Genomic DNA, 24827 nt, shown 5'->3' with positions numbered 1-24827 from the left:
AGGGCTTGCTTGCGGGGATGGGCCGGGTGGGCGCTGGGGTGGGGCCGTTGTCAGGCCTTGATCTTGAAACCGTCGGCGTACTTGGCGGGGTCCTTGCCGTCCCACACCACACCGTCGATGAACTTGCTGGTGCGCATCACGTCCTTGGGTACGCTGATCTTCATGGCGCTGGCCACCGACTTGTACAGGTCCACCTGGTTGACCTCCTTGGCCACGGCCAGGTAGTCGGGATGGCTCTTGAGCAGGCCCCAGCGCTTGTGCTGGGTCAGGAACCACATGCCGTCCGACAGGTAGGGGAAGTTCACCGCGCCGTCGTTGAAGAACTTCATGTGGTTGGGGTCGTCCCAGGTCTTGCCCAGGCCGTTCTGGTAGCGGCCCAGGATGCGCTGATTGATCGCGTCCACGCCGGTGTTTACATACGCCTTGCCCGCCACGGTTTCGGCCATCTTCATCTTGTTGGACAGGCTGGCGTCGATCCACTGGCTGGCTTCCAGCACGGCCATCATCACGGCGCGGGTGGTGTTGGGGTACTTCTTGACGAATTCGGCCGTGGTGCCCAGCACCTTTTCGGGGTGGTCCTTCCAGATGTCTTGCGTGGTGTTGGCCGTGATGCCGATGCCGTCCATGATGGCGCGGTGGTTCCAGGGCTCGCCCACGCAAAAGCCGTCCATGTTGCCCACGCGCATGTTGGCCACCATCTGTGGCGGCGGCACGGTGATGAGCTTGGCGCCCGACAGCGGGTTGATGCCTGCCGCTGCCAGCCAGTAGTGCATCCACATCGCGTGGGTGCCGGTGGGGAAGGTGCCCGCAAACGTGTATTCGCGCTTCTCGCTGGCCATCAGTTTGGCCAGGGACGGGCCATCCACGGCGCCCTTGTCGGCCAGCGCCTTGGAGAGGGTGATGGCCTGGCCGTTGTTGTTCAGGTTCATCAGCACTGCCATGTCCTTCTTGGGGCCAGCGGTGCCCAGGTGCACGCCATAGACCAGGCCGTAGAGCACATGGGCAAAGTCCAGTTCGCCGTTCACGAGCTTGTCGCGCACGCCGGCCCAGCTGGCTTCCTTGTTGGGGACGATGGTCACGCCGTATTTCTTGTCGAACCCCAGCACCGAGGCCATGACCACGCTGGCGCAGTCGGTCAGCGGGATGAAGCCGATCTTGACTTCCTTCTTCTCGGGGGCGTCGGAGCCCGCTGCGTGGACGAGCGCGCGCAGCGCGGGGCTCACACCCGCAGCGCCCACGGTGGCGGCCTGCAGCACGGTGCGGCGGTTGAGGCTGGTTTTCAACAGATCGGTCATGGGGCATCCCTGGTGGCGTGAAAAACAAAAAAGGCGTCCTCACACCGCGCCTGGCTGCTGCAAAGCAAAGCCGGGTGCGGGTGGGGACGCCTTTGTCCTTGGTGGAGCCTGGAACGGGTCCGGGGCTCCTTGTCAGCACCGGCCCGCCGTTGGGTCAGTGCTGTCAGTGGTCAGACCTGCATTGGTCTTGCACTGAGCAATGCAAAGCGCGTGCCAGCGCGCGCTGCGCCATGTTGGAGCGTTGGGTGCTATGGAATATATAGCTGCCTGCGCTTGATTAATAAGCGCAAGAAGCCCATCGAGCTTAAAAACTGGCATGCACTCATCAATGTGAGGGTGATCGCACCGCCTTTGTGCGTTGCACCATTTGGAGAGGGCTGTAGCCTTGGGCGCGGCCTAGGCGAGTGATGCCGAGCAAGGGCCGCCCCGCAGCGAGGGCATCGTCCCCCTTCCCGACTTGCGCAGCAAGTCGAGAGAAGGGGGAAGCGGCGCAGCCGCTCAGGGGGATGTTCCCTACCTCTACCCCAGCAGGTCCATCACATCCAGCATGCGCTGGGCCACGTCCACCAGCTTCAGGCCCTTGTCCATGGCCGTCTTGCGCAGCTTTTCGTAGGCGGCCTGTTCGGTCAGGCCTTGGCGCTGCATCAGCAGGCCCTTGGCGCGGTCGATAGTCTTGCGGTCGCGCAGTTCGGTCTTGGCGTCGGCCAGCTCGGCGCGCAAGGCCTGTTCGTGCTGGAAGCGCGCCATGGCCACGTCCAGAATGGGGCGGATGCGCTGCGGTGCCAGGCCCGCCACGATGTAAGCAGACACGCCTGCCGCCACCGCATCCTTCACGTGCGAGGTGTCTTCGTCGTTGGTGAACATCACGATGGGGCGGCGCTCGTCGCGCGTGGCCATCACCACATGCTCCAGTGCATCACGGGCTTCGCTCTCGGCGTCCACGATGATCAGGTCGGGCTGCAACTGGGCGATGCGTTCGCTCAGAAACACGTCGGCGGGCAGCGTGGCCACCAGATTGAAGTTGTTCTCCAGCAGCCCGATGCGCAGCGCCCGCGACCGCTCCGCCTGCTCCACGGCGTGTTCGTCGTCAGGGTCGGTGACTGCCAGATCCGGGGCAACCACCACGATGCGCAAAGCCTCATTCATACCCGCGAGCATAAGCAATTTTTACGCCACAAATTGGTGCGCCGGGGTGGTGCATGGCCCCGTGCGGCCCCTGGGGCGGCCCTTCACTCAGGGAAATAGTGGCCCCAAGCCCGCCACGCCTGGGTGTCATGGCCCCCGTTACGGGGCCTGAAAGTTGCTAATACTGACGCCGTGGGAGGGCATACCCGGTAGCTCACCTAGCGGGGCGTCGCATATACATCTGCACACACAGACACACTGAAATGGAGTTTTTTGCATGAACAAGCACATGAACCGGCGCCGCTTCTCGGCCAGTCTGGCCTTGACCGCAGTGGCGACTGCCGCACTCCTGACCGGATGCGGCAAAGTGCCGGACACCATCAAAATTGGTGTTGCACAGCCTCTGAGCGGCCCTCTGGGCGCGCTGGGGCAGGATCTGCTCAATGGCGTCAAGCTGGCGGTGGACGAACTCAACAAGTCCGGCTACACCGTGGACGGCAAGCGCGTGACGCTGGAGGTCGTGTCTGTGGACGATAAGGCCGACGCTGCCACCGGCAAGGCTGTTGCTCAGCAGCTGGTGGATGTGGGGGTGGTGGCGGTGGTGGGGCACCTCAATTCGGGCGTGAGCATCGAAACCGCCCCCATCTACGCCGCCAAGGACATCGCGCAGATCGCCATCTCCACCAACCCCAAGTTCACGCAGCTGGGCTTCCCGACCACCTTCCGCATGGTGGCCAACGACACCCTGCAGGCCCGCGCCATTGGCTCGTTTGCTGCCACGCAGCTGGGCGCCACCCGCTATGCCGCGCTGGATGACGGCACGCCCTATGGCAAGGGCCTGGCCGACGGCGCGGCCCAGCAGCTCAAGGCCGAGAAAAAAGAAGTGGTGGTGCGCAAGTCGTTCGACGACAAGACCGTTGCCTTTGACGCGCTGGCTGGTGAACTCAAGGCGGCCAATGTGGAGGTGATTGTTTCGACCCTCAACGACTTCCAGGCCCTGGCGCTGCTCGAAGCGCTCAAGAAGGTGGACCACACCAAGGTCAGCCTGCTGGGCGGCGACACCATCAAGACCACCGACATGACCAAGGGCGCGGGCATTGTGCAGGGCCTCTACGCCACCTCACCCGTGCTGGAGGCCAAGGAGTTCACCACAGGCAAGCCTTTCCTTGAAAAGTACATCGCTGCTTTCAAGAAGCCCCCGGCCTACGGCGGCCACTACAGCTACGACAGCACCTATGTGCTCTCTGCCGCCATCCAGAAAGCCAAGTCCGCCGACCCCAAAGACATCACCAAGGCCCTGCACAGCATCAACGGCTACGCCCCGGTGATCGGTACCATGACCTGGGACGACAAGGGCGAACAACGCTACGGTGCGGTGGGGGTGTACGAGTTGCGCAGCGGCAACTGGGAACTGCGCATGCGGTCGGACCGCTGGTAAGCAGGGTTGCCGTGGCGGGCCAGCCCAGGGAGATCGTAAGCAGGCTCTTACACTCGGGGCATGAGTTTGCTGATCCTGGGTATTGAATCTTCGTGCGACGAAACGGGCGTGGCATTGGTCCGTACCACGGGCAATGCTGTGCCCACCCTGCTGTCGCATGCGCTGCACAGCCAGATCGAGATGCACCAGGCCTATGGCGGCGTGGTGCCAGAGCTGGCCAGTCGTGACCATATCCGGCGTGTGCTGCCGTTGGCAACACAGGTGCTGACGGAGTCCGGCCAGTCGCTGGCCGATGTGGACGTGGTGGCCTATACACGCGGCCCTGGTTTGGCGGGTGCGTTGCTGGTGGGGGCAGGAGTGGCCTGTGCGCTAGGCGCTGCATTGGGCAAGCCGGTGCTGGGCGTGCACCACCTGGAGGGGCACCTGCTGTCGCCCTTCCTCAGCGCCGACCCGCCGGAGTTCCCCTTTGTGGCCCTGCTTGTATCGGGCGGCCACACCCAGTTGATGCGTGTGGACGGCGTGGGCCACTACGAGATCCTGGGCGAGACCATTGACGATGCGGCTGGCGAGGCGTTCGACAAGTCCGCCAAGCTCATGGGCCTGGGCTACCCCGGTGGCCCTGCGCTGTCGCGCCTGGCTGAGCAGGGCGATGCCACGGCCTTCAAGCTGCCGCGCCCGCTGCTGCACAGTGGCAATCTCGATTTCTCTTTTGCCGGGCTCAAGACGGCGGTGCTCACGCAGGCCAAGAAGCTGGGTGACGAGCTAGAGGCGCGCAAGGCCGACCTGGCGGCGAGCACCGAGGCCGCGATTGTCGAAGTGCTGGTGAAGAAGACGCTGGCCGCGCTCAAGCAGACAGGTCTGCGACGTGTGGTGGTCGCCGGTGGTGTGGGGGCCAATCGGCACTTGCGCGCCCAGCTCAACGCCGCCTGCGCCGCTGCCAAGGTGCGGGTGCATTACCCCGAGCTGCACCTGTGCACCGACAATGGCGCCATGATTGCCATGGCGGCGGCCATGCGGCTGCAGGCTGGGCAGCAGCAGGCCAACACCGATTACGCCTTTGACGTGAAGCCGCGCTGGCCACTGGATGCCATCACCGTGGATTCCGAATAAAAATGGCACCTGGCGCAGGTGGATCATGCGCTGGGTGCTATATTTTTTGATGTTCAGAACGGATAGTGACGCGGCGTTGTTTGCACCGTGATCCAGCGCAGTTCGGTGAATTCACGCACCCCGGCCATGCCGCCAAAGCGGCCGTAGCCCGAACTCTTCACGCCCCCAAAAGGCATCTGGCCTTCGTCGTGCACCGTGGGGCCATTCACGTGGCAGATGCCCGACTCGATGCGTGCCGCCACGTTCCACGCCTTGGCTACATCGCGGCTGAACACGGCGGACGACAGGCCGAATTCGTTGTCGTTGGCGCAGGCAATGGCTTCCTCCATGCCGTTCACGCGCACCACGGGTTTGACCGGGCCGAACGACTCCTCGCGGTAGATCAACATCTCGGCCGTGACGTGGTCGAGCACGGTGGCCTGCATCAGCGTGCTGTCGCTCTTGCCGCCGCAGACCAGCTTGGCGCCCTTGGCCAGCGCGTCGTCGATCATTGCGTTGCAGCGGTGCACGGTGGTCATGTCCACCACCGAGCCCAGCACCACCGGGCCCTTGCGCGGGTCGCCCAGGGGCAGGGCCTTGGCGCGCTTGCCGAGCTTGGCGACGAACTCGTCGGCCACGACGTTGTCCACGATGATGCGTTCGGTGGACATGCAGATCTGGCCTGAGTTGGCGAATGCACCAAACACCGTGCCTGCGACTGCGGCGTCGATATCGGCATCATCCAGCACCAGCAGCGGGGCCTTGCCGCCCAGCTCCAGCACCACGGGCTTGAGGTACTTGGCGCAGGTTTGCGCAATGATGCGGCCCACCTTGGTGGAGCCGGTGAAGTTGACGCGGCGCACTGCGGGGTGGGCCACGATGGCCTCGACCACGGCGCCTGCATCGGCGGGGGCATTGGTCACAAAGTTCACCACACCTGCGGGCAAGCCTGCTTCTTGCAGCGCCTCGATGATGAGGCCGTGTGTGGCCGGGCACAGCTCCGATCCTTTCAGGATCACCGTGTTGCCGCAGGCCAGTGGCGTGGCGATGGCCCGCACGCCGAGAATCACGGGCGCGTTCCACGGTGCGATGCCCAGCACTACGCCAGCGGCCTGGCGCACGCCCATGGCCAGGCTGCCGGGCACATCGGACGGGATCACCTCGCCAGCGATCTGTGTCGTCAGTGCCGCAGCCTCTTGCAGCAGACCCGCAGCCAGGTGCACGTTGAAACCGGCCCACATGCCGGAGGCGCCGGTTTCTGCGGCCATGGCAGCGGCAAAGGCTTCGGTTTTGGCTTCGAGTGCGTGGGCGGCCTTGAGCAGCAGCGCCCGGCGGGCACTAGGGCCCAGGGCGGACCAGGCGGGGAAGGCCTTGGCGGCCGCGTCTGCGGCTGCCACGGCATCGGCCACCGTGGCAGCGGGCGCGATGGTGGCGACAGAGCCATCAAGCGGGTTGCGGCGCTCAAAGGTAGCGCCGCCGGTGGCTTGCACGCGCTCGCCGTTGATCAGCATGGAAATGGCAGTCATGGAAGAAAGCTCCTGAAAAAGAAGAGAGAAAAAATGGGAGGAGGTGTTCAAGCGACGCCGAGGTAGGCCTGGCGCACCACGTCGGACTTCAGCAAATCAGAGGCATCACCAGACGCCACGATGCGTCCGCGCTCCAGCACATAGCCGCGCTGCGCAATCTGCAGCGCCTTGCGCACGTTCTGCTCCACCATCAGCACCGTCACGCCCTGCGCGGCAATGCGCTGCACGATGGCCAGCAGTTCATCGACCATGCGCGGTGCCAGGCCCAGTGAGGGTTCGTCCAGCATCAAAAGGCGCGGGCCGCTCATCATGGCGCGGGCCACGGCCACCATCTGCTGCTCGCCGCCGCTCATGGTGCCCGCCAGTTGCTGGGCCCGTTCCTTCAGGCGGGGGAAGTCCTCGAATGCCTGGTGCAACCGCTCTGCGCGTGTGCGCGATGGCACCAACCAGCCGCCCAGCTCCAGGTTCTCGGTCACCGTCATCTGAGGGAAGAGTTGGCGGCCCTCGGCCACCAGCGCCAGGCCGCGTTGCACGCAGGCCGTCGCATTCATCGCGGGCACGCTCTGGCCGTCCAACTGCACCGTGCCCTGGCGCGGCAGCAGGCCCGCCAGGGCCTTGAGCAACGTGGTCTTGCCCGCGCCATTGGGGCCCACGATCACAGTGATGCCGGGCGCGGCCTCCAGCGTCAGGTCCTGCAGCACCTGAAAGCCGTGGTAGCCCGTGGTCAGGTTCTGTACTTGCAGGTGGGCGCCGCTCATGCCGTGGCTCCTTGTTCCGCGTGTTCTGCGTGTTTTGCGTGTTTTGCGTTCTGGGTCATCTCGTCACCCAGATAGGCCTCGATGACGTGCGGGTCGCGCACCACCTCGGCGGGCGTGCCGTCGGCGATCTTGCGGCCCTGGTGCAGCACCAGGACGCGCTCCACGTACTTGAGCAGGGTGGTCACCGCATGCTCGATCCACACCACGGTCAGCCCCCAGTCGTCGCGCAGGCGGCGGATGCGCTGGGCCATGGCGTCCACCTCGGCCTCGGTCAGGCCGGCGGCCACCTCGTCGAGCAGCAACAGGCGCGGGCGCGTGCCCAAGGCCATGCCGATCTCCAGCAGGCGCTGCTGCGAAGGCGTCACGTCGGCTGCAGGGCGATCGGCCAGGTGGGCAAGGCCCAGCATCTCCAGAATCTCGTCTTCATTGCGCAGGCCCACGGGCCCCTGGCGGTGGCGGCCCGCGAATTGCATGCCAAAGCGCACGTTGTCGCGCACCGTCATGTCGGGAAACACGCGGGGCGTCTGGAAGGTGCGCGCAATGCCGTGGGCCGCGTAGTGGTGCGGGCCTTTGCCGGTGAGGTTGTCGGTGCCGCTCACCAGCGTGCCCGAGGTGGGCGGCTGCACGCCCGAGATGGCGTTGAAAAACGTGGTCTTGCCCGCACCGTTGGGGCCGATGATGCCGATGAGCTCGCCCGTGTGCAGCGTGGCGCTCACGCCATCCACGGCAGTCAGGCCGCCAAAGCGCACGGTCACGCTGTCAATGGTCAAAAGGGCTTCAGCCATGGTGCGCCTCCGCAGCAGGCTTGCGCCGTTGCCACAGTGTGGCCAGGCCATTGGGAAGGTACATCACGCACAGGATCAGCAGCAGGCCCAGCACCATCATGTAGCCGTAGGGCAGCTGCAGGCGCAGCGTTTCGGCCAGCAGGCTGAACACGATGGCCGCGAGGATGGGGCCGCCCAGGCTGGTGGCGCCGCCGATCAGCGCGATCAGCACGGTCTGGAAGCCGATGAAGGGGCTGAACACGGCTGCGGGTTCGATGTACGTCCAGCGCACCGCCATGGCCGCGCCCACGGCGCCTGCGAAGGCGGCAGTGATGCCAAAGCCCGCGATCTTGGCCAGGCGCGTGTCCACGCCCAGGGTCTGCGCGCGCTGCTCGTCCGCACCAATGCCCGATAGCGCCAGGCCAAAGCGGCTGCGCTGGATGGCAATGGATGTGGCAATTGCGGCTGCGGCGATCAGCAGCACCGTGAGGTATACCGTCTCATTGCTGGGCACCACGGTGAGCACGCGGCCTACGGTGCCGGACACCTGCTTTTCGACAAAGGTGACGGCGTGGCGGATCAGCTCCGTCATGCCGAAGGTCAGCACGGCAAAGTAGGTGCCGCGCAGGTGCAGCACAGCAGCGCCCATCACGACCGCCACGATGGAGGCAATCAACGCACCGGACAGGATCACCAGCGGCCACGGCAGTACGGTCAGCAGCGTGGCACTGGTGTACGCACCAATGCCGAAGAAGGCTGACGTGGCGAGTGAGAGGTAGCGGGTGGCACCGCAGAACAGCGACCAGCTGGTGGCCAGCGCGATGTACATCAGGCAGCTGAGAAGCACCGAGGTGGCGAACTCGGACACCAGCCAGGGCAGAGTGGCGACCACCGCCACCCCCGCAGCCAGTGCCAGCCAAGGCTTGTTGGAATGAAGGGAAGTCATTTTTTGGAGAACAGTCCGTTGGGGCGCCAGATCAGCACGCCGATGAACACCGCGTAACTCAGCAGCATCTTGAGAGACGGGCTGCTGAAGTGCATGCCCAGGGCTTCGACTACACCGAGCAGCAGACCACCGGCCAGGCTGCCCGCCAGGCTGCCAAAGCCGCCCAGTGTGATGACGATGAGGGCGGTCACGGTGTAGGGCTCGCCCATCGATGGCGAAATCTCATACGTCATGGACAGCAGCGCACCCGCCACGCCCGACAGGCCCAGGCCAATGCCGAACATCATCGGGTGCAGCCGCCGGGTGTTGATGCCCACCAGCTGCGCCCCGGTGGGCGACTGCATCAGTGCCCGCACGGCCTTGCCCAGCAGCGTGAGCTTGAGCAGCGCGATCAGCGCGGCCGACAGCGCCAGTGCCACGCCAAACAGCACCAGCTTGTTCTCGGTGAAGCGCATGCCCGCAATCTGCACCGGGTCGGCCAGGTATTCGTACCCGCGCAGGTCACCGCCCCAGATCAGGAGTGCGGTGTTCTGCACCAGGAACATCAGGCCGAAGCCCACCATCAGGCTGCGCGCCTCGAACACGTCCACGTTCGGCGCGCGCGCCGCCAGGCGCTTGAAGCACAGCGCGTGCACCACGACCCCCAACACAAACAATGCGATGAAAGCCAGCGGCATCAGCAGCAGCGGCGAGATGCCCCACAGGGTGTGCGCCGACCAGGTGAGGAAGGCGCCCAGCATCAGAAACTCGCCATGCGAGATGTTCATGATGCGCATCAGCCCATATTGCAGGTTCAGGCCCATGGCCACTAGCGCATAGATGCCGCCGGTAATGAGGCCACTGGCGACCAGTTCGGCCCAGGAGGTCAAAGACACTTTGTTATTTCCAGGCGGGTTTGGATGTGTTGAGCTGTGCTGTAGCACGGTCCTTGGGCCACACGACCTCGAAGTCGTTGCCCTGCCACTGGCTCACGGTGCCAGGAATGGAGGCGTTTTCGCTGCCCTGGAAGCGGATGCCGCCCAAGATGGTCTTGAACTCGTTCTTGGCGATGTGCTCGCGCAGTGCCTTGCGGTCCAGCCCCGCCTTTTCCACCGCCTGCTGCAGGATCTGCAGGCCCGCCCAGGCGTGGCCACTGGCCCAGCGGTCGGGCTCCTTGTTGAACTTCTTCACGTGGGCGTCGAAGTACGCCTTGGCCTCGGGGCTGGTCTTCACGCTCCAAGATCCCATGCCAATCACGCCCTCGGTGTTGGCGGCCATCACGTTCTTGTAGAGCTGGAAGGCCGTGCCCACCGCGGCGTAGAAGAACTTTGGGGTCAGGCCCACTTCGCGTGCCTGGCGGCTGGCCAGGATGGTGTCGGGCGGATAGGTGATGCCGATGAAGGCGTCGGGGTTCTGGTCCTTGATGCCGCGCAGCACGGGCGCCAGGTCCTTCACGCCCAGCGGGTAGCTCTTGCGCTCCTGCACCTGGATGCTGGTCTTCTTGAGCGCGTTGTTCAGCGCAGCAAAGTTCTCCAGCCCAAACAGGTCGTCCATGTAGACGATGGCAATGGTCTTGACGTTGTTGGCCACCAGCATGTCCACCAGCGCGCCCATCATCTTGTCGGGCTGCTGCAGCAGGGAGAAGAAGTAAGGCAGGTTCATATCGATCAGCTTGCGCGACAGCGCCGTGGGCGCCAGCAGCGGGTAGCCGAAGCGGTTGGCCAGCGGTGCGATGGCGAAGTTGGCACCCGAGCCCCAGGGCGGCAGGATCAGGTCCACCTTGTCGCTGCCCATCAGCTTTTCGTAGGTGCGCACGCAGGTTTCGGTCTCGCTGCGGTCGTCATATCCGATGAGTTCGATGGGACGCTTGGTGCCCTTGATGTTCAGGCCCCCTGCTACGTTCACCTGTTCGGCCCACAGCAGGTAGTTGGGCTCCTGGCTGACCTGGGCACCGGCCGCCCAGGGGCCTGTGCGCGCGATGGCGTAGCCGATGCGCACGGGGCTGGCACTGCTGCCTTGGGCCCACAGCTGGGGTACCACAGCCAGGGTGCCGACCGTGGCGGCGGCGCCTTTGATCCACTGGCGCTTGGAGGGTTGGTGTGCTGTCATTGTGTGTCTCCTCGGATGGGGCCTGCGTGGTGCACGCCGTGCTGGGAATCGTAGGTAGACGGGCTCCTGCGCGCTGCGCTCAGCGTGCACAAAACGCTTGCCTCAGCGTGCAAGCGGCAACGGGTTTACCCGGATTTCCCTTGGTGGCGCGGGGTACCTGGGCGTCCGATAATTCAGCCGCATAACCATCAGGCTTGCGCACCCCCGCACTGGAGACACCATGGCCCACCCCCTGACCGAGGTATCGACCGACGCTGTGCCTGCGCGCGACCGCCTGCACCTGTGGGGCGATGCGGTGTGGCGCCTCATTGGCGGGCTGGAGTCCGATGCCTTTGGCGACGAGGCCTTTGCGGGCCACATCACCTCCGGCAGGGCGGGGTATGTGAACCTGTGCCAGCTGAACGTGAGCCGCCACCGTGTGGTGCGCACCCCCAGCCTCATCCGGGGCAGCGACCGCGCCTACATCAAGGTGGTGGTGCAGTTGGAAGGGCGCGCGTGCTTTGAGCAGAACGGGCGCCAGGTGTGGCTGTCGCCCGGCGAGTGGAGCGTGTACGACACCACGCGCGCCTATGCCGTGAGCAACCCCGAGGCCGTGCGCCAGATGGTGCTGATGATTCCCAAGGAGCAACTGCCCGAGCGCAAGCTCAAGCTGGACGACCTGATGGTGCAGCGCTTTTCGGGCACCTCGGGCGTGTCGCGTCTGGCCTGGGACACCATGCGCGCTGCATTTTCCGAGTTGCCCACCATGTCGGATGCCGCCGCCGATGGCGTGGCCGATGTGATCACGCACCTGGTGCAGCTGTCGCTGCTGGAGCGCAACGGGCAAGAGAGCCTGCTGTCGCAGCGCGAGGCCCTGCGCGACCGCATCAGCCAGTACATCGACCGCCACCTGGGCGACCCGGACCTCACCATCGACCGCATGGCCCAGGCGCTCAATTGCAGCAAGCGGCACCTGTACAACGCGGTGGCTGATGACGAGGAAACCCTGGCCGCCATGATCCAGCGCCGCCGCCTGGAGGCCTGCCTGCGTGACCTGCGCCACCCGGCGCATGCACAGCGCTCGGTCACCGACATTGCGCTGTCCTGGGGTTTCAGCAACAGCGCGCATTTCAGCCGGGCGTTCCGCTCGCATGTGGGGTACAGCCCCAGCGAATACCGGGCTCGGGCATTTGCGCCCGTGGTGCTGTTGCGCGACGAGTCGCTGCACGCACACTGAGCGGAGCCTGGGCCAACGGCGTGTTGAGCCGTCTGCGCGGTGCGGCGACAGGCGGTGGCGCAGTCGTCGCCTTGCATCAATTCTTTACGCGGGCTTGACCCAGTGGGTACGTTGTGAGCGCAATCGCTGCTCACAATGGGGTTTTCCCTTGCGTAGCCCTTGCCCATGCGTTTTCTCTACCCGGCCTCTCCAGGCGCACCCACCGCCCGCGCAACGCGCACCTTGCGCGCGGCGCCCTGGAGGCATGCGGCCCTGACTTTGTGTGTGCTGGCCGCCACCGGGTGCGCCAGCCTGGCACCCACAGACGGCACGTTGCCCGTGGTGGCTGTTCCCCCGGCCTGGGCAGGCAACGGGGCCAGCGGCACCGTGCAAGGTGCAGCGGCCACGCCCCTGGCCCTGTGGTGGCAGCGCCTGGACGACCCCTTGCTGACCACGCTGGTAGAACAGGCCCTGCAGGCCAATACCAGCGTGCGCACCGCGCAGGCTGCGCTGCGGCAGGCCCGAGCCCAGGTGGATGTGCAGTCGGCCAGCTTGTTGCCCAGCGTGGGCGCATCCGCCTCGGCGCAGCGCAGCCGGGCCAGCAACGGCACGGACAATACCTTTCAAGCCGGTTTTGATGCGAGCTGGGAGCCCGACGTGTTTGGCCGCCTGCGCAGCGGCGTGAACGCCAGCGAGGCCGATGCCCGCGCAGCCGAGGCCAGTCTGGCCGACGTGCAGGTGTCGCTGGCCGCCGAGGTGGCCGTCAACTACATCGAGCTGCGCGGGCTGCAGCAGCGCCTGGCCATTGCGCGCAGCAACCTGGCCAGCCAGCAGGAGACCCTGCAGATCACGCAGTGGCGTCTGCAGGCCGGGCTGACCACCTCGCTCGTCACCGAGCAAGCCCGCGCCGCCGCAGAGCAGACCGCCGCGCAGATTCCCACCCTCGAAGCCAGTCTGGCGCAGTCGCGCTACAGCCTGGCCGTGCTGACGGGCCAGGTGCCCGGCGCGCTCGACGCGGCCCTGGCCGCCAGCGCGCCCGTGCCGCAGCCCACGGCAGAACTGGCGCTGGCGATCCCGGCGGAGACGCTGCGCCAGCGCCCCGATGTGCGTGCGGCCGAGCAGCGCATTGCTGCCGCCCTGGCGCGCGTGTCGCAGGCCGATGCGGCGCGCTACCCCAGCTTCTCCCTCGGCGGCTCGCTGGGCCTGCGTGCCCTCACGCTGGGCGCGCTGTCGGGCGGTGGTGCGGTGACCAGCGCCTTGCTGGGCAGTGTGTCCATCCCGCTGCTGGACGGTGGTGCCGCCCGCGCCCAGGTGCGCGTGCAGTCGGCAGCGCTGGAGCAGGCTCGCGTGGCCTACGAGGCCACGGTGCTCACGGCCCTGCAGGATGTGGAGAACGCGCTGGTGGCCCTGCGTGGCGACCGCGAGCGGCTAACGCGCCTGGTGGCCGCCGCCGATGCAGCGGGCAATGCGGCGCTGCTGGCGCAGCAGCGCTACAGCAGCGGCCTCATCGACTTTCAGGCGGTGCTGGAGACGCAGCGCACGCTGCTGTCCACGCAAGAAAGCGTGGCCATCACCACCGCTGCCGTCGCGGCGGACCATGTGCGCCTCTACAAGGCACTGGGCGGTGGCTGGAAGACATGAAGCACCCCCCTGAGTCGCTGCGCGCCTTCCCCCCCGCTCTCGCATTGCTGCGCAATGCGGGCTGGGGGACGCAGCCCTCGCTGCGGGGCGGCCCTTGCTCGGCTGCCTGCGCTTTGGCCGCGCCAGTTTCATGCGCTATGAGTAACTGATTTGATCTTATGACTGATAAACCTTCCTCTCCTTCGTCCAGCCTCGAAGCACTTCTGGGTGCGGACCGCAGGCGCCGTTGGTGGCAGCGTACGTCGTTGTGGCTGGGTGTGGCAGCGCTGGCCATCGTGGCGGGCGGTGTCTACGCCTGGCAGACGCGCCAGAGCGCCAGCACTGCACCCACCTATGTCACCGAAGAGCTGCGCCGGGGCAATCTCACACTCACCGTGTCGGCCAACGGCACGCTGCAGCCCACGCGCTCGGTCACCATTGGCAGCGAGCTGTCGGGCACCGTGCGCAACGTGCTGGTGGATGTGAACGACAAGGTCAAGAAGGGGCAGCTGCTGGTGGAGCTGGACACCGCCAAGCTCGAATCCCAGGTGCTGCGCTCGCGCGCCTCGCTGGCGTCGGCGCAGGCCCGCCTGGCCCAGGCCGTGGCCACCACCAAGGAGGCTATTGCCAACTTTGGTCGGCTCGAAGAAGTCGCCCGCCTGTCCGGCGGCAAGGTGCCATCGGCCTCCGAGCTGGACGCAGGCCGGGCCACGCTGGACCGCGCCCGCGCTGATGAAACCAGCGCACGCGCCACGGTAGAGGATGCACGCGCCGCGCTGTCCACCGACGAGACCAACCTGTCCAAGGCTTCCATCCGTTCGCCCATCGACGGCGTGGTGCTGACCCGCACGGTAGAGCCCGGCAACGCGGTGGCCGCATCGCTGCAAGCGGTGACGCTGTTCACCGTGGCCGAAGACCTCACGCGGCTGCGGCTGGATGTGAGCGTGGACGAGGCCGATGTGGGCTCGGTCAAGGTGGGGCAGGACGCTAGCTTCACGGTCAGTGCCTATCCCTCTCGCCGCTACCCGGCCCAGGTCACGCGGGTGTCGTTTGGCTCCACCAAGACGGACAACGTGGTGACCTACATCACCTGGCTGGAGGTGAACAACAGCGACATGAGCCTGCGCCCCGGCATGACGGCTGCAGCCACCATCACCTCCACCGAGCGAAAGGACGTGCTGCTGGTGCCCAACACGGCGCTGCGCTTCACGCCCGCGCAGGCTGCGGGTGCGGAGGGCAAGCCGGGTGAGGGTGGTGCCAAGCCTGCTGCATCGGGCGGCAGCAGCAGTAGCGGCGGCATCATGTCGCAGCTCATGCCGCGCATGCCCCGCTCAGGCTCGGGCCCACGCAAACCGGGTGCGGGGGGCGAGGCGGGCAAGACGCGGCAGGTGTGGGTGCTGCAGGACGGTGCCGCTAAGCCCATCGATGTGCAGGTGGGCATCAGCGATGGCCGCCACACCGAGGTGACTGGCGAAGGACTCACCCCCGGCATGGCCGTGATCACCGACCAGCGCGCGGCAGGGGCCAAGCCATGAGCGTGGCGGGCGACACTCCCATCATCCGCCTGCGTGGCGTGACCAAGGTCTATGGCGAAGGGGCACTGGCCTTTCAGGCGCTTAAGGGCGTGGACTTGGACATCGCGCAGGGCGACTTCGTGGCCATCATGGGCCCCAGTGGCTCGGGCAAGTCCACGGCCATGAATACCCTGGGCTGCCTGGACCGGCCCACCACGGGCGAATACCTGTTCAAGGGCGTGCATGTGGAGTCGCTCTCGCGCGACGAGCGGGCGCGGCTGCGGCGGCGCTACTTTGGCTTTGTGTTCCAGGGCTTCAACCTGCTGGCACGCACCTCGGCGCAAGAGAATGTGGAGCTGCCCCTGCTGTACCGGGGTGAGTCGGCCACCGCACGCCACGCTGCGGCAGCGCGCGCGCTGGCGGCCGTGGGCCTCACGGGCTGGGAGCACCATACCCCCGCCGAGTTGTCGGGCGGGCAGCAGCAGCGCGTGGCGATTGCACGCGCCATCGTCACCGAGCCTGATGTGCTGCTGGCCGATGAGCCCACCGGCAACCTCGACACGCAACGCAGCTTCGAGATCATGGAGCTGCTGTGGCGCCTGAATGTGGACCATGGCATCACCGTGCTGATGGTCACGCACGAGCCCGACATGGCCCAGTACGCGCGGCGCATCGTGCGGTTCGTGGACGGGGTGGTGGACAGCGACGCGCCGAATCCGCACCCCAAGGGCCTGGACACTGCTGCGGTATCTACCGCACCGGCCGTGGTCTCCTCGGATTCAGGGGACCACTGATGCTGCTCAACACATTACTGCTGGCGCTGCGCTCCATCCGGCGCAACCTCATGCGCTCCTTCCTCACCATCCTGGGCATCGTAATCGGCGTGAGCGCAGTGATCACCATGGTCACGCTGGGCAACGGCGCCACGTTGGCCATCCAGAACCAGATCTCGGGCCTGGGCACCAACCTGTTGCAGGTACGCCCCGGCCAGCGCATGGGGCCCGGCGGCGGCACCGGCGCCCCGGCCTTCAAGGACACCGATGCCGACGTGATCGCGCAGCAGATCGGCGGCATCCTGGCCGTGGCGCCCGAGGCGCGCGCCGCCGCCACCGCCGTGGTGGGCGGGCGCAACTGGACGACCAGCGTGATCGGCAGCACCAACGCCTGGCTGGAGACCGGCAACTGGACGCTGCGCAGCGGCCGCGTCTTTACCGATGCGGAATTGCGCGCGGGTGCCGCCGTCTGCCTGATCGGAGAAACCGTGCGGCGCGAGCTGTTTGGCACCGCCGATGCCGTGGGCGGCCAGCTGCGCGTGAAGGCGTTTTCGTGCGAGGTGGTGGGCGTGCTCGCGTCCAAAGGGCAGGGTGCGTTTGGCAACGACCAGGATGACACCGTGCTGGTGCCCCTGCGCACGCTGCAGCGTCGCGTGACCGGCAACACGCGGGTGAACACGCTGCTGGTGTCGATGAAGGATGGCAGCGACCCAGAGAGGGTGAAGGCCAGCCTGACGCAGCTGCTGCGCGAGCTGCGCAAGCTCTCAGACTCGGACGAAGACAACTTCAACGTGCTCGACACCAAACAGCTGGCCGACACGCTCTCGGGCACCACCAAGGTGCTGACCACGCTGCTGGGCGCCGTGGCCGCCGTGAGCCTGCTGGTGGGCGGCATCGGCATCATGAACATCATGCTGGTGAGCGTGACCGAGCGAACCCGCGAGATCGGCCTGCGCCTGGCCATCGGCGCGCTGGAGCGCGAGGTGCTGCTGCAGTTCCTGATCGAGGCCGTGGTGCTGGCTGCACTGGGTGGGCTCATCGGCATCGTGCTGGCCACGGGTGCGTCGCTCGCGCTGTCGGGGCTGATGGGCGTGCCCTACCTGTTCAACCCCGGCGTGAACCTGCTGTCGTTTGTATTCTCCGCCGGGATTGGCGTGGTGTTTGGCTACTTCCCGGCGCGGCGCGCTGCGCGCATGGACCCCATCGATGCGCTGCGGCATGAGTGAGTAGGGCCCTGGGCGGCTGGAGGGATGCCTTGGCGTGTCTCACCAAGCCTGCGCAGGCCTGTGGGAGAAAAACAAGCAAAAAAGGCATGAAGCGCTAGTGCATCATGCCTTGATTGCTATTGAAAATATAGCGATGGTCGCCATGCGCCATCGCCCTGGGGGTAACCCGCTTCAGTGGATGGTCAGCGTGGTGGCCTTGCTCACAGGCTCCAGGCGGACCAGTGTCAGGGTCAACACGCCGTTTTCCAGCTTGGCGGTGCTGGCGCTGGCGTCAATCTCGGTGGGCAACTCCCATGCGCGCTGCACCTTGCGCGGCGCGCCTTCTACGCTTTGCACCTGCACCACTTGGCCTTCAATGCTGATCGAGAGCTGCTCGCGGGCCAGGCCGGGCACATCCAGTTGCAGGGTGGTGGCCTTGTCGTCCTGCGTCACGCTGCAGCCAGCGGCGGGTGCTGTGGCTGCAGGCTGTGCCAGCGCGCCCATCAGAAAACGTTGCAGCGCCAGATCGGCGGAACGGGGGGCTTGGGCATAAGCGGCGCGGCGGATCATGGGGGCGAAGATCATGGGTAACTCCTATACACTGCGCGGCTCTCGACGTGGTCGCCGCATGGCAGAGAGGTGTGTGCGGCCACGCCGCATTTCAAGGGAAAAATGCCATGAATAAATTGCAATCTGTGGGCTTGAAATCAGGCGCTGCGGCATTACGTCACGCCGTTTGGGCGGCCGCCATCGCCGTATCAGGCGCTTTGGCTCCGGTGACTGCCGCATGGGCACAAGCCCCGGCCCCCGCAGCGGTGGCCCAGGCCAAGCCGGTCAAGCTGGCGCTCATCGAAAGCCTTTCCGGCCCGTTCGCCAACACGGGCGAGGCCGTGTACCGCAACATCTACTGGGCCTTGGAGCGCGTGAACGCGCGCGGTGGCGTGCAACTGCCCGCCGCCGTGGGCGGCCCCCGCCAACTGGTGCTGGAGCGCTACGACAGCAAGGGCCAGAACGAAGAGGCGCTGTCGGCCCTGCGCGCCGCGATTGACGATGGCGCGCAGGTCATCCTGCAGGGCAATTCGTCGTCCACGGCCGCCGTGCTGATCGAGGCCATCAACAAACACAACGAGCGCGAACCGAACAAGCGCGTGATCTTTCTGAACTACTCGGCGGTGGACCCCATCCTCACCAACGAGAAGTGCAGCTTCTGGCATTTCCGCTTTGACGCCCATGCCGACATGCGCATGGCGGCACTGATGGAAGTGATGCGCGAGGACAAGTCCTTGAAGAGCGTGTACCTCATCGGCCAGGACTACAGCTTTGGTCAGGCCGTGCTGCGCGAGGCCAAGAAGCAATTGGCCGCCCAGCGCCCCGATGTGGCGGTGGTGGGCGAAGAGCTGCACCCCATCGGCCGCGTGAAGGACTTTGCGCCCTACGCCGTCAAGATCAAGACCAGCGGCGCGCAGGCCGTGGTGACCGGCAACTGGGGCAACGACCTCACGCTGCTGGTCAAGGCCGCGCGGGACGTGGGCTACGAGGGCAGCTTCTACACCTTCTACGGCAATGCGCTGGGCGCTCCGGCCGCGATTGGCGATGCAGGCATCGGCAAGGTAGTGGCCGTGGCCGACTGGCTGCCCAACGTGCCGGGCGCGCAGAGCGAGGCGTTCTACCAGTCGTTCCGCACGCGCTTTCCCAAGCCGCAGGACGACTACGTGCACATGCGCATGCAGCTCATGGTGGAGGTGCTGGCGCAATCCATCGAACGTGCGGGCAGCACCGACGCAGTGGCTGTGGCGCGGCAGATGGAAAACGCCAAGGTGCAGCTCTCGGGCCAGGGTGGCAGCATGCGCGCGGCGGACCACCAGTTCCAGCAGGCGCTGGTGGTGGGCGTGATGGACAAGAAGGGTGTGCCGGGTGTGAGGTTCGACGTCGAAGGCTCGGGCTACGGCTTCCGCGTGGTGCGGCAGATCGCAGCCGCCAAGGCGCAGCAGCCGCACAGCTGCAACATGCAGCGGTACTGAGCCTTCAACAACACACCCTGAACCGTTCACGCTGAGCCTGTCGAAGCGCCGCGCAAGGCGTCGACCCTTCGACGAAGCTCAGGACAGTCAAGCTCAGCCCGAACGGTTTTGCTGGATCAGCCCGAAGAGGTTCTTTCGGGCCCAGGGCTCAGCGCCGGATGCGGTGCCCGGTCTTGAACACCCACCACACCACACCCAGGCACAGGGCCATGAAGACGAGCGTCATGCCCGTGCTCACGCCGATGTGCACATCGGCCTGGCCGTAGAACGCCCACCGCAGCCCGCTGATGAGATAGACCACCGGATTGAATAGCGAAACCGTCTGCCAGAACGGTGGCAGCATGTTGATGCTGTAGAACGCACCACCCAGAAACGTCAGCGGCGTGATGACCAGCAGGGGGATGACCTGCAGCTTTTGAAAGCTGTCCGCCCACAGGCCGATGATGAAGCCGAACAGGCAGAACGTGATGGCCGTGAGCACCAGGAAGCCCACCATCCACACCGGGTGCGCTACTTCGTACGGTACGAACACCCGGGCCGTGGTGAGGATGAGCACCGACACCAGCAGTGATTTGCTGGCCGCCGCGCCCACATAGCCCAGCAGCACTTCCACCCAGTTCACCGGCGCGCTGAGCAGCTCGTAGATGGTGCCGGACCACTTGGGCATGTAGATGCCGAAGGCCGAGTTGGAGATGCTCTCGGAGAGCAGCGACAGCATGAGCAGGCCGGGGATGATGTAGGCGCCGTAGCTTACGCCGCCGATGTCGCCCATGCGCGAGCCGATGGCGGAGCCAAATACGATGAAGTACAGCGCCGTGGAGAGCACGGGGGCGATCAGGCTCTGCATCCAGGTGCGAAACGCGCGGTTCATTTCAAAACGGTAGATGGCGCGCACGCCATGGAGGTTCAGGCCGGTCATGCTTGGGGCGCTTTCTGTGCGGAGGGGGCCTGGTTCTGGTCTTGGTGCACCAGGCTCACAAAGATGTCTTCGAGCGAGCTTTCGCTGGAGTGCAGGTCCTTGATGTCAATGCCGTGTTCGGCCAGTGCGCGCAGCAGGGCTGCAATGCCCGTGTCTTCCTGTTGCGTGTCGAAGGTGTAGGTGAGCATGGTGCCGTCCTGGCCCAGCACCAGCGGCCAGCGGGCCAGCGCTGCGGGCACCTGCTGCATGGGCTGCTGCAATGTGAGGGTCAACTGCTTCTTGCCCAGCTTGCGCATCAGCACGGCCTTGTCTTCCACCACGATCAGTTCGCCCTTGCGGATCACGCCGATGCGGTCGGCCATGTCCTCGGCTTCTTCCAGGTAGTGTGTGGTCAGGATGATGGTGGTGCCCGCATCGCGCAGCGCCCGCACCAGGCGCCACATGTCATGGCGCAGTTCCACGTCCACGCCCGCGCTGGGTTCATCCAGGAACAAAATCTTGGGCTCGTGCGACAACGCCTTGGCAATCAGCACGCGGCGTTTCATGCCGCCCGACAGCGAGAGGATCTTGTTGTCCTTCTTGTCCCAGAGCGACAGGTCCTTGAGGATCCTCTCAATGAACGCGGGGTTGGGCGCCTTGCCAAACAGGCCCCGGCTGAAGTTGACTGTGGCCCACACCGTCTCGAACGAATCGGTGTGCAGCTCCTGGGGTACGAGGCCAATGGTCGCGCGGGCTGCGCGGTAGTCCCGCACGGTGTCGTGACCGTCGGCGGTGATGGAGCCGGCCGTGGCATTGCTCATGCCGCAGATCACGCTGATGAGCGTGGTCTTGCCCGCCCCGTTGGGCCCGAGCAGGGCAAAAATCTCGCCGCGGCGGATGTCCAGGTCGATGTTCTTGAGCGCCTGAAAGCCGCCCGCGTAGGTTTTGCTCACGCCGCGCACACGAACGATGGCGTCTGCAGCGGGCGTTGAAGAAGGTGATGCAGGCATGGGGAAGGTGGGGGCAAAGATGCGTGCCGCTGCAGCTGTGCTGCCGGGGGTGCGGTCCAAGCCGGGCATTGTGGACTGACTTGCGCAAGTGCGCTTGCGGGCGCCGCCAAACCCCACCTCGGCCGTGCGGCCGTCCTCCTGTCGGCCTGCGGTGTGTAGCAGCCCCTCCCCGAAAGCGCTCCGGTGCGCGTATGCCGGGTCAGCGTGCGCGCGCCGCCGCCACCTCGCGGCCCAGCTCGATCACGGCCATCGCGTAGTAGCTGGACCAGTTGTAGCGTGTGATGGCATAGAAGTTCTCGGTGCCCGCCACGTAGCTGGGGGGCTCGCTGCCGTTTTGCAGCTCCACCAGCGCCAGCGGCCCGGTGTGCTGCGCGCCCTGGGCGTCCAGCACCGCGCCTTTGGCCAGCATGCTGGCCGCGCTGAAGGTGGGCAGGATGTCGGGGGCGAGCAGATCATCGAGCTGCAGGCGCGCGGCGTCGAACTGCACGCCGTAGTACGTGGGCATGTCGGGCGTCCAGCCATGGCCCCGGAAGTAATTGGCCACCGAGCCAATGGCGTCGGCCGGGCTGTTGAACAGGTCCACACGGCCGTCGCCGTCGAAGTCCACCGCGTAGCGCACCCAGCTCGACGGCATGAACTGGCCGAGACCCATGGCACCGGCGTAGCTGCCGCGTGGCTCGAAGGGGTCGGTGTTGCTGCGGTTGGTGAGGCTCAAAAACTGTTCCAGCTCGCGGCGGAAGAATTCGGTGCGCTCCTTGGCGCGAGGGTGGGCCGACGGAAAGTCGAACGCCAGCGTGGCCAGCGCGTCCATCACGCGGTAGGTGCCCATCTGCTGGCCGTAGATGGTCTCCACGCCGATGATGCCGACAATGATCTCGGCGGGCACCCCAAACTCGCGCTCGGCCCGCTCCAGCGTGGCCTGGTTCTCCTGCCAGAAACGGGCGCCTGCACGGATGCGGATGGGGTCGATGAAGCGGCTGCGGTACACGCGCCAGTTCTTGGCCGTGCCCTTGGCGGGCGGCAGCATGAGGCGGGGCACCTGGGGCAGAAAGTGCGCCTGACCCATCGCCTGGCGCACCCATTCGCGATCGAGGTCGCGGCGCGCGGCCAGGTCGTCGGCAAAGTCCATGGCCTCGGGGCGCGATGCGTAGAGCACCGGGGCCCTGGCGTTACCTCCACTCTGGCCATTTTTTGCGTTGTGCCTAGTGGTGGCAGGCTTGGAGGGTTTTTCGGGCTTTGCGCTAGCGGGTAGTGCACAAGCAGCTATTAAAAATATAGCTGCCGTGGTCCATCGTGCTGTCTTCTTCATGTCAGTTGTTCGTCAAGTTGTTGCTCCCTGTAGCGTCCGATACCGGCGCGCACCAATACCAGGGATGCCAAGCAAGGGCCGCCCCGCCGCGAGGGCATCGTCCCTCTGGGGGGAAGCGGCAAAGCCGCTCAGGGGGGATTCAACTTTTTCGGCCAGGCCATACGGCGGAACTCCCGCCGCAAATCGCCCAGAGCGGCTTCGGGGTGGGGGGCGTAGCGCAGGTGCTCCAGCCGCAGCAGCCAGTCGGCCACGGCAGCGGCGGGTGCGCCGAATTGTGCCTGCACCCGCTCTGCCATGGCGCGTGGTGGCAGGGTATCGGGCAATACCAGCCCGGCGCGGGCCAGGCGTTGGCGAGCGCGGGCCAGCAGGCGCAGCCAGGGGTCGTGCTGGCTGCGCTCCCACAGCGTCCAGGCCATACCACCCAGCGCGGCTACGATGATCAGGATGCCCAGCACCGTGGTGAGGTCCTGCCAACTGGGCGATTCAAAACCCAAGGACTTGAGCAGGTCTAGCTGGCGGCTTTGTGTGTAGTTGAGCACCCACTGGTTCCAGCTGTTGTTGACGGCCTCCCACACGGCGCGCAGGTTCTGCGCCAGGCCCGGGCTGATGACCGTGCCCACGGCGGTGGCAAACGCGCTCTGGGGTGCTCGCAGCCGCTGAAAGGCGCCTGTTCGGCCGGGTGACACGGCGCCGGTCGGGTCTACCCGCACCCAGCCGCGCCCCGCAAGCCAGACTTCGGCCCAGGCATGTGCGTCGCTCTGGCGCACGGTCCAGAGCCTGTCCACGGGGTTGCGGTCGCCGCCCTGGTAGCCTGTGACGATGCGGGCCGGGATGTCGAGCGCGCGCATCAGCACCACAAACGCCGAGGCGATGTGCTCGCAAAACCCCTCCTTGCGGTCAAACCAGAATTCGTCGGCTGTGTGCTGGCCGTACACCCCCGGCTCCAGCGTGTAGACGTACCCACCGGTGCGCAGGCGGTTCAGGGCGGCGTTGATCAGGGCCTCGGTGTTGTCCTGCGCGGGGTTGGGGTTGAGCTGGGGGTCATTGCGCAGTTGCAGGGCCAGCGCCAGGGTGCGGGGGTTGAAGCCGGTGGGCAGCTCGGTGTAGGTGCGCAGGCCCGCAGTGGGTGCGCTGGGGCCATGCGCAAACTGCGTGTAGCTCTCTGCCTTGTAGCGCACCACGTCGGTCACGGCGCGGCTGGTCAGCCACTGCAGGTCCCGCGTCATGAAGGTGTCCATGCCCGCGACGGCAGGTTTGTCCACGGCGGCGTCGAGCAGCAGCAGCCACGGGCGCTGGTGGGGCTCCAGCGTCACCTCATAACGCACAGGTTGGCCGCTCACACGCAGGTTGGCTGCAGCGCTGGCGCGTGCCTGCGAATAATCGCCGGGGCGGGGCGACACCGGGTGCCATTCGACGCCGTCGAAGGTGCCGAACACCGGGCCGCGGAAGTACAGGTCGCTCTGCGGTGGCGCGGCGCCGTCAGAGGTGTCAAACCGCACGCGCATGGCCACGCTGTCGTCCAGTGCCAGTTCGGCAATGTTGCCCACCTTCATCACACCCGACAGGCCGCTGCGCCCGCTCATCGTGTCGCTGGGCATGCCCCACAGCGGCGCCATGCGCGGGAACAGCATGAACAGCGCTGCCATGATGGGCGCGCCCAGCAGCGCCATGGTGCCTGCGGTGCGCAGCGCCTGCGACAGCGGTGGTCGCCCCACGGGCATGTGGGCGTTGACCAGGGCCGCGAGCAGCCCCAGCAGCGCCACCAGCATGGCGGCGGCCGTGAACAGCGACTGCGAGAAGAAGAAGTTGCTGAGCATCGTGAAGAAGCCCAGGAAGAAGACCACCAGGGCATCGCGCCGTGCGCGCAGCTCCAGCATCTTGAGCGCCAGCAGCATCACGATCAGCGTCACCCCGGCATCGCGGCCCAGGATGGTGCGGTGGGTGTACAGCGTGCCCGCCACTGCGATCACCAGCGGAATGGCCAGCACCCAGCGCGTTGGCAGCGGGCGCCCCTTGAAGGCCAGCCAGCCGCGCCACAGCATCAGCCCGGCCGCCAGCAGGCTGGCCCACACGGGCAGCACATTGATCTGGGGCGCAATGACCCAGGCGATCACAAACAGCAAAAACAGCGTGTCGCGCGCGTCACGGGGCAGGGAGTCGAGGGTTTGGCGCAGGGTCATGGCAGCGCGGCGATGGTGGGGGCAAGGGGATGCATGGCGCTATTCAAATGATAGCTTTCGAGACAATAAGGAT

General features: G+C 66.1%; 21 protein-coding genes. 8 read left to right on the top strand and 13 right to left on the bottom strand.

The window, feature by feature from the left end; genetic code table 11:
• Positions 1 to 50: 50 nt before the first annotated feature.
• Complete coding sequence (locus tag OIN59_RS22575) at positions 51 to 1295, bottom strand: CmpA/NrtA family ABC transporter substrate-binding protein (RefSeq protein WP_274114095.1); 1245 nt, start codon at positions 1293 to 1295, stop codon at positions 51 to 53.
• Between the two features lie 519 nt (positions 1296 to 1814).
• Entirely contained in the window at positions 1815 to 2441 is a 627-nt protein-coding gene (locus tag OIN59_RS22570) for an ANTAR domain-containing response regulator (protein WP_274114093.1), read from the bottom strand.
• Positions 2442 to 2697: 256 nt separating this feature from the next.
• Between OIN59_RS22570 and OIN59_RS22565 the strand changes: the two genes are divergently transcribed.
• Together OIN59_RS22565 and tsaD are read left to right on the top strand one after the other, a co-directional pair.
• Positions 2698 to 3858, top strand: coding sequence for a branched-chain amino acid ABC transporter substrate-binding protein (locus OIN59_RS22565; protein ID WP_274114091.1), 1161 nt, complete (start codon positions 2698 to 2700; stop codon positions 3856 to 3858).
• 60 nt (positions 3859 to 3918) lie between these two features.
• A complete protein-coding gene (gene tsaD / locus OIN59_RS22560) occupies positions 3919 to 4968 on the top strand; it encodes a tRNA (adenosine(37)-N6)-threonylcarbamoyltransferase complex transferase subunit TsaD (RefSeq protein WP_274114089.1) in 1050 nt (349 codons plus the stop codon).
• Positions 4969 to 5021: 53 nt separating this feature from the next.
• Here tsaD and OIN59_RS22555 read toward each other — a convergent pair whose 3' ends face one another.
• Genes OIN59_RS22555 through OIN59_RS22530 form a run of 6 tightly spaced genes read right to left on the bottom strand, consistent with a single transcriptional unit; the run spans position 5022 to position 11029 of the window.
• A complete protein-coding gene (locus OIN59_RS22555; RefSeq protein WP_274114087.1) occupies positions 5022 to 6473 on the bottom strand; it encodes an aldehyde dehydrogenase in 1452 nt (483 codons plus the stop codon).
• 47 nt (positions 6474 to 6520) lie between these two features.
• Positions 6521 to 7231, bottom strand: coding sequence for an ABC transporter ATP-binding protein (locus tag OIN59_RS22550; RefSeq protein WP_274114085.1), 711 nt, complete (start codon positions 7229 to 7231; stop codon positions 6521 to 6523).
• Positions 7228 to 8016, bottom strand: coding sequence for an ABC transporter ATP-binding protein (locus OIN59_RS22545; protein WP_274114083.1), 789 nt, complete (start codon positions 8014 to 8016; stop codon positions 7228 to 7230). The genes OIN59_RS22550 and OIN59_RS22545 overlap by 4 nt, the downstream gene beginning before the upstream one ends.
• Entirely contained in the window at positions 8009 to 8941 is a 933-nt protein-coding gene (locus tag OIN59_RS22540; RefSeq protein ID WP_274114081.1) for a branched-chain amino acid ABC transporter permease, read from the bottom strand. Before OIN59_RS22540 ends, OIN59_RS22545 begins: the two co-directional genes overlap by 8 nt.
• Positions 8938 to 9816: a branched-chain amino acid ABC transporter permease gene (locus OIN59_RS22535; RefSeq protein WP_099730813.1), complete on the bottom strand. Its 879-nt coding sequence runs from the start codon at positions 9814 to 9816 to the stop codon at positions 8938 to 8940. Before OIN59_RS22535 ends, OIN59_RS22540 begins: the two co-directional genes overlap by 4 nt.
• Positions 9817 to 9820: 4 nt before the next feature.
• Positions 9821 to 11029, bottom strand: a complete 1209-nt coding sequence (locus OIN59_RS22530) for an amino acid ABC transporter substrate-binding protein (RefSeq protein ID WP_274114077.1) — start codon at positions 11027 to 11029, stop codon at positions 9821 to 9823.
• A gap of 220 nt (positions 11030 to 11249) precedes the next feature.
• Between OIN59_RS22530 and OIN59_RS22525 the strand changes: the two genes are divergently transcribed.
• The 5 genes from OIN59_RS22525 (at position 11250) to OIN59_RS22505 (ending at position 17357) form a co-directional block, all read left to right on the top strand.
• A complete protein-coding gene (locus OIN59_RS22525) occupies positions 11250 to 12245 on the top strand; it encodes an AraC-like ligand-binding domain-containing protein (RefSeq protein ID WP_274114075.1) in 996 nt (331 codons plus the stop codon).
• 165 nt (positions 12246 to 12410) lie between these two features.
• On the top strand, positions 12411 to 13865 hold the full coding sequence (locus OIN59_RS22520) for an efflux transporter outer membrane subunit (protein WP_407655134.1): 1455 nt from the start codon (positions 12411 to 12413) through the stop codon (positions 13863 to 13865).
• 158 nt (positions 13866 to 14023) lie between these two features.
• A complete protein-coding gene (locus OIN59_RS22515) occupies positions 14024 to 15379 on the top strand; it encodes an efflux RND transporter periplasmic adaptor subunit (protein WP_274114073.1) in 1356 nt (451 codons plus the stop codon).
• Positions 15376 to 16152 (top strand): ABC transporter ATP-binding protein, encoded by a 777-nt coding sequence (locus OIN59_RS22510; RefSeq protein ID WP_274114071.1) that lies wholly within the window; start codon positions 15376 to 15378, stop codon positions 16150 to 16152. The genes OIN59_RS22515 and OIN59_RS22510 overlap by 4 nt, the downstream gene beginning before the upstream one ends.
• Positions 16152 to 17357 carry an ABC transporter permease gene (locus OIN59_RS22505; protein ID WP_274114069.1) on the top strand — a complete coding sequence of 402 codons (1206 nt, stop codon included), beginning with the start codon at positions 16152 to 16154 and terminating at the stop codon, positions 17355 to 17357. The genes OIN59_RS22510 and OIN59_RS22505 overlap by 1 nt, the downstream gene beginning before the upstream one ends.
• Positions 17358 to 17528: 171 nt before the next feature.
• On the opposite strand, the gene OIN59_RS22500 is transcribed toward OIN59_RS22505, so the two are convergent.
• Positions 17529 to 17921 carry an Hsp20/alpha crystallin family protein gene (locus OIN59_RS22500; RefSeq protein WP_274114067.1) on the bottom strand — a complete coding sequence of 131 codons (393 nt, stop codon included), beginning with the start codon at positions 17919 to 17921 and terminating at the stop codon, positions 17529 to 17531.
• Positions 17922 to 18013: 92 nt separating this feature from the next.
• Here OIN59_RS22500 and OIN59_RS22495 point away from each other — a divergent pair, with 92 nt between their 5' ends.
• Positions 18014 to 19357: a branched-chain amino acid ABC transporter substrate-binding protein gene (locus OIN59_RS22495; protein WP_274114065.1), complete on the top strand. Its 1344-nt coding sequence runs from the start codon at positions 18014 to 18016 to the stop codon at positions 19355 to 19357.
• 148 nt (positions 19358 to 19505) lie between these two features.
• On the opposite strand, the gene OIN59_RS22490 is transcribed toward OIN59_RS22495, so the two are convergent.
• From OIN59_RS22490 to OIN59_RS22475, 4 genes are all read right to left on the bottom strand, one after another.
• Positions 19506 to 20267, bottom strand: a complete 762-nt coding sequence (locus OIN59_RS22490) for an ABC transporter permease (RefSeq protein WP_274114186.1) — start codon at positions 20265 to 20267, stop codon at positions 19506 to 19508.
• Between the two features lie 5 nt (positions 20268 to 20272).
• Positions 20273 to 21265: an ABC transporter ATP-binding protein gene (locus OIN59_RS22485; protein ID WP_274114184.1), complete on the bottom strand. Its 993-nt coding sequence runs from the start codon at positions 21263 to 21265 to the stop codon at positions 20273 to 20275.
• A gap of 199 nt (positions 21266 to 21464) precedes the next feature.
• The gene (mltB, locus tag OIN59_RS22480) at positions 21465 to 22421 is read right to left on the bottom strand and encodes a lytic murein transglycosylase B (RefSeq protein ID WP_407655133.1); all 957 of its coding nucleotides are present in this window, start codon (positions 22419 to 22421) and stop codon (positions 21465 to 21467) included.
• 281 nt (positions 22422 to 22702) lie between these two features.
• Positions 22703 to 24754 carry a transglutaminase family protein gene (locus OIN59_RS22475; RefSeq protein ID WP_274114061.1) on the bottom strand — a complete coding sequence of 684 codons (2052 nt, stop codon included), beginning with the start codon at positions 24752 to 24754 and terminating at the stop codon, positions 22703 to 22705.
• Positions 24755 to 24827 lie beyond the last annotated feature (73 nt).

The sequence above is a fragment of the Acidovorax benzenivorans genome (assembly GCF_028680575.1).
In the GTDB taxonomy this organism is placed as follows: Bacteria; Pseudomonadota; Gammaproteobacteria; order Burkholderiales; family Burkholderiaceae_C; genus Acidovorax; species Acidovorax benzenivorans.
The sequence above is the reverse complement of the archived record's forward strand: the minus strand, read 5'-3'. Positions and strand labels throughout refer to the sequence as shown.

What these genes read in the sequence shown, in the direction of transcription:
- OIN59_RS22575 (WP_274114095.1), bottom strand. Translation starts at nt 1,295, where the DNA reads ATGACCGATCTGTTGAAAACCAGCCTCAACCGCCGCACCGTGCTGCAG.
- tsaD (WP_274114089.1), top strand. Translation starts at nt 3,919, where the DNA reads ATGAGTTTGCTGATCCTGGGTATTGAATCTTCGTGCGACGAAACGGGC.
- OIN59_RS22550 (WP_274114085.1), bottom strand. Translation starts at nt 7,231, where the DNA reads ATGAGCGGCGCCCACCTGCAAGTACAGAACCTGACCACGGGCTACCAC.
- OIN59_RS22525 (WP_274114075.1), top strand. Translation starts at nt 11,250, where the DNA reads ATGGCCCACCCCCTGACCGAGGTATCGACCGACGCTGTGCCTGCGCGC.
- OIN59_RS22515 (WP_274114073.1), top strand. Translation starts at nt 14,024, where the DNA reads ATGACTGATAAACCTTCCTCTCCTTCGTCCAGCCTCGAAGCACTTCTG.
- OIN59_RS22540 (WP_274114081.1), bottom strand. Translation starts at nt 8,941, where the DNA reads ATGACTTCCCTTCATTCCAACAAGCCTTGGCTGGCACTGGCTGCGGGG.
- OIN59_RS22495 (WP_274114065.1), top strand. Translation starts at nt 18,014, where the DNA reads ATGAATAAATTGCAATCTGTGGGCTTGAAATCAGGCGCTGCGGCATTA.
- OIN59_RS22520 (WP_407655134.1), top strand. Translation starts at nt 12,411, where the DNA reads ATGCGTTTTCTCTACCCGGCCTCTCCAGGCGCACCCACCGCCCGCGCA.
- OIN59_RS22565 (WP_274114091.1), top strand. Translation starts at nt 2,698, where the DNA reads ATGAACAAGCACATGAACCGGCGCCGCTTCTCGGCCAGTCTGGCCTTG.
- OIN59_RS22505 (WP_274114069.1), top strand. Translation starts at nt 16,152, where the DNA reads ATGCTGCTCAACACATTACTGCTGGCGCTGCGCTCCATCCGGCGCAAC.
- OIN59_RS22500 (WP_274114067.1), bottom strand. Translation starts at nt 17,921, where the DNA reads ATGATCTTCGCCCCCATGATCCGCCGCGCCGCTTATGCCCAAGCCCCC.
- OIN59_RS22545 (WP_274114083.1), bottom strand. Translation starts at nt 8,016, where the DNA reads ATGGCTGAAGCCCTTTTGACCATTGACAGCGTGACCGTGCGCTTTGGC.
- OIN59_RS22555 (WP_274114087.1), bottom strand. Translation starts at nt 6,473, where the DNA reads ATGACTGCCATTTCCATGCTGATCAACGGCGAGCGCGTGCAAGCCACC.
- OIN59_RS22485 (WP_274114184.1), bottom strand. Translation starts at nt 21,265, where the DNA reads ATGCCTGCATCACCTTCTTCAACGCCCGCTGCAGACGCCATCGTTCGT.
- OIN59_RS22570 (WP_274114093.1), bottom strand. Translation starts at nt 2,441, where the DNA reads ATGAATGAGGCTTTGCGCATCGTGGTGGTTGCCCCGGATCTGGCAGTC.
- OIN59_RS22510 (WP_274114071.1), top strand. Translation starts at nt 15,376, where the DNA reads ATGAGCGTGGCGGGCGACACTCCCATCATCCGCCTGCGTGGCGTGACC.
- OIN59_RS22475 (WP_274114061.1), bottom strand. Translation starts at nt 24,754, where the DNA reads ATGACCCTGCGCCAAACCCTCGACTCCCTGCCCCGTGACGCGCGCGAC.
- OIN59_RS22530 (WP_274114077.1), bottom strand. Translation starts at nt 11,029, where the DNA reads ATGACAGCACACCAACCCTCCAAGCGCCAGTGGATCAAAGGCGCCGCC.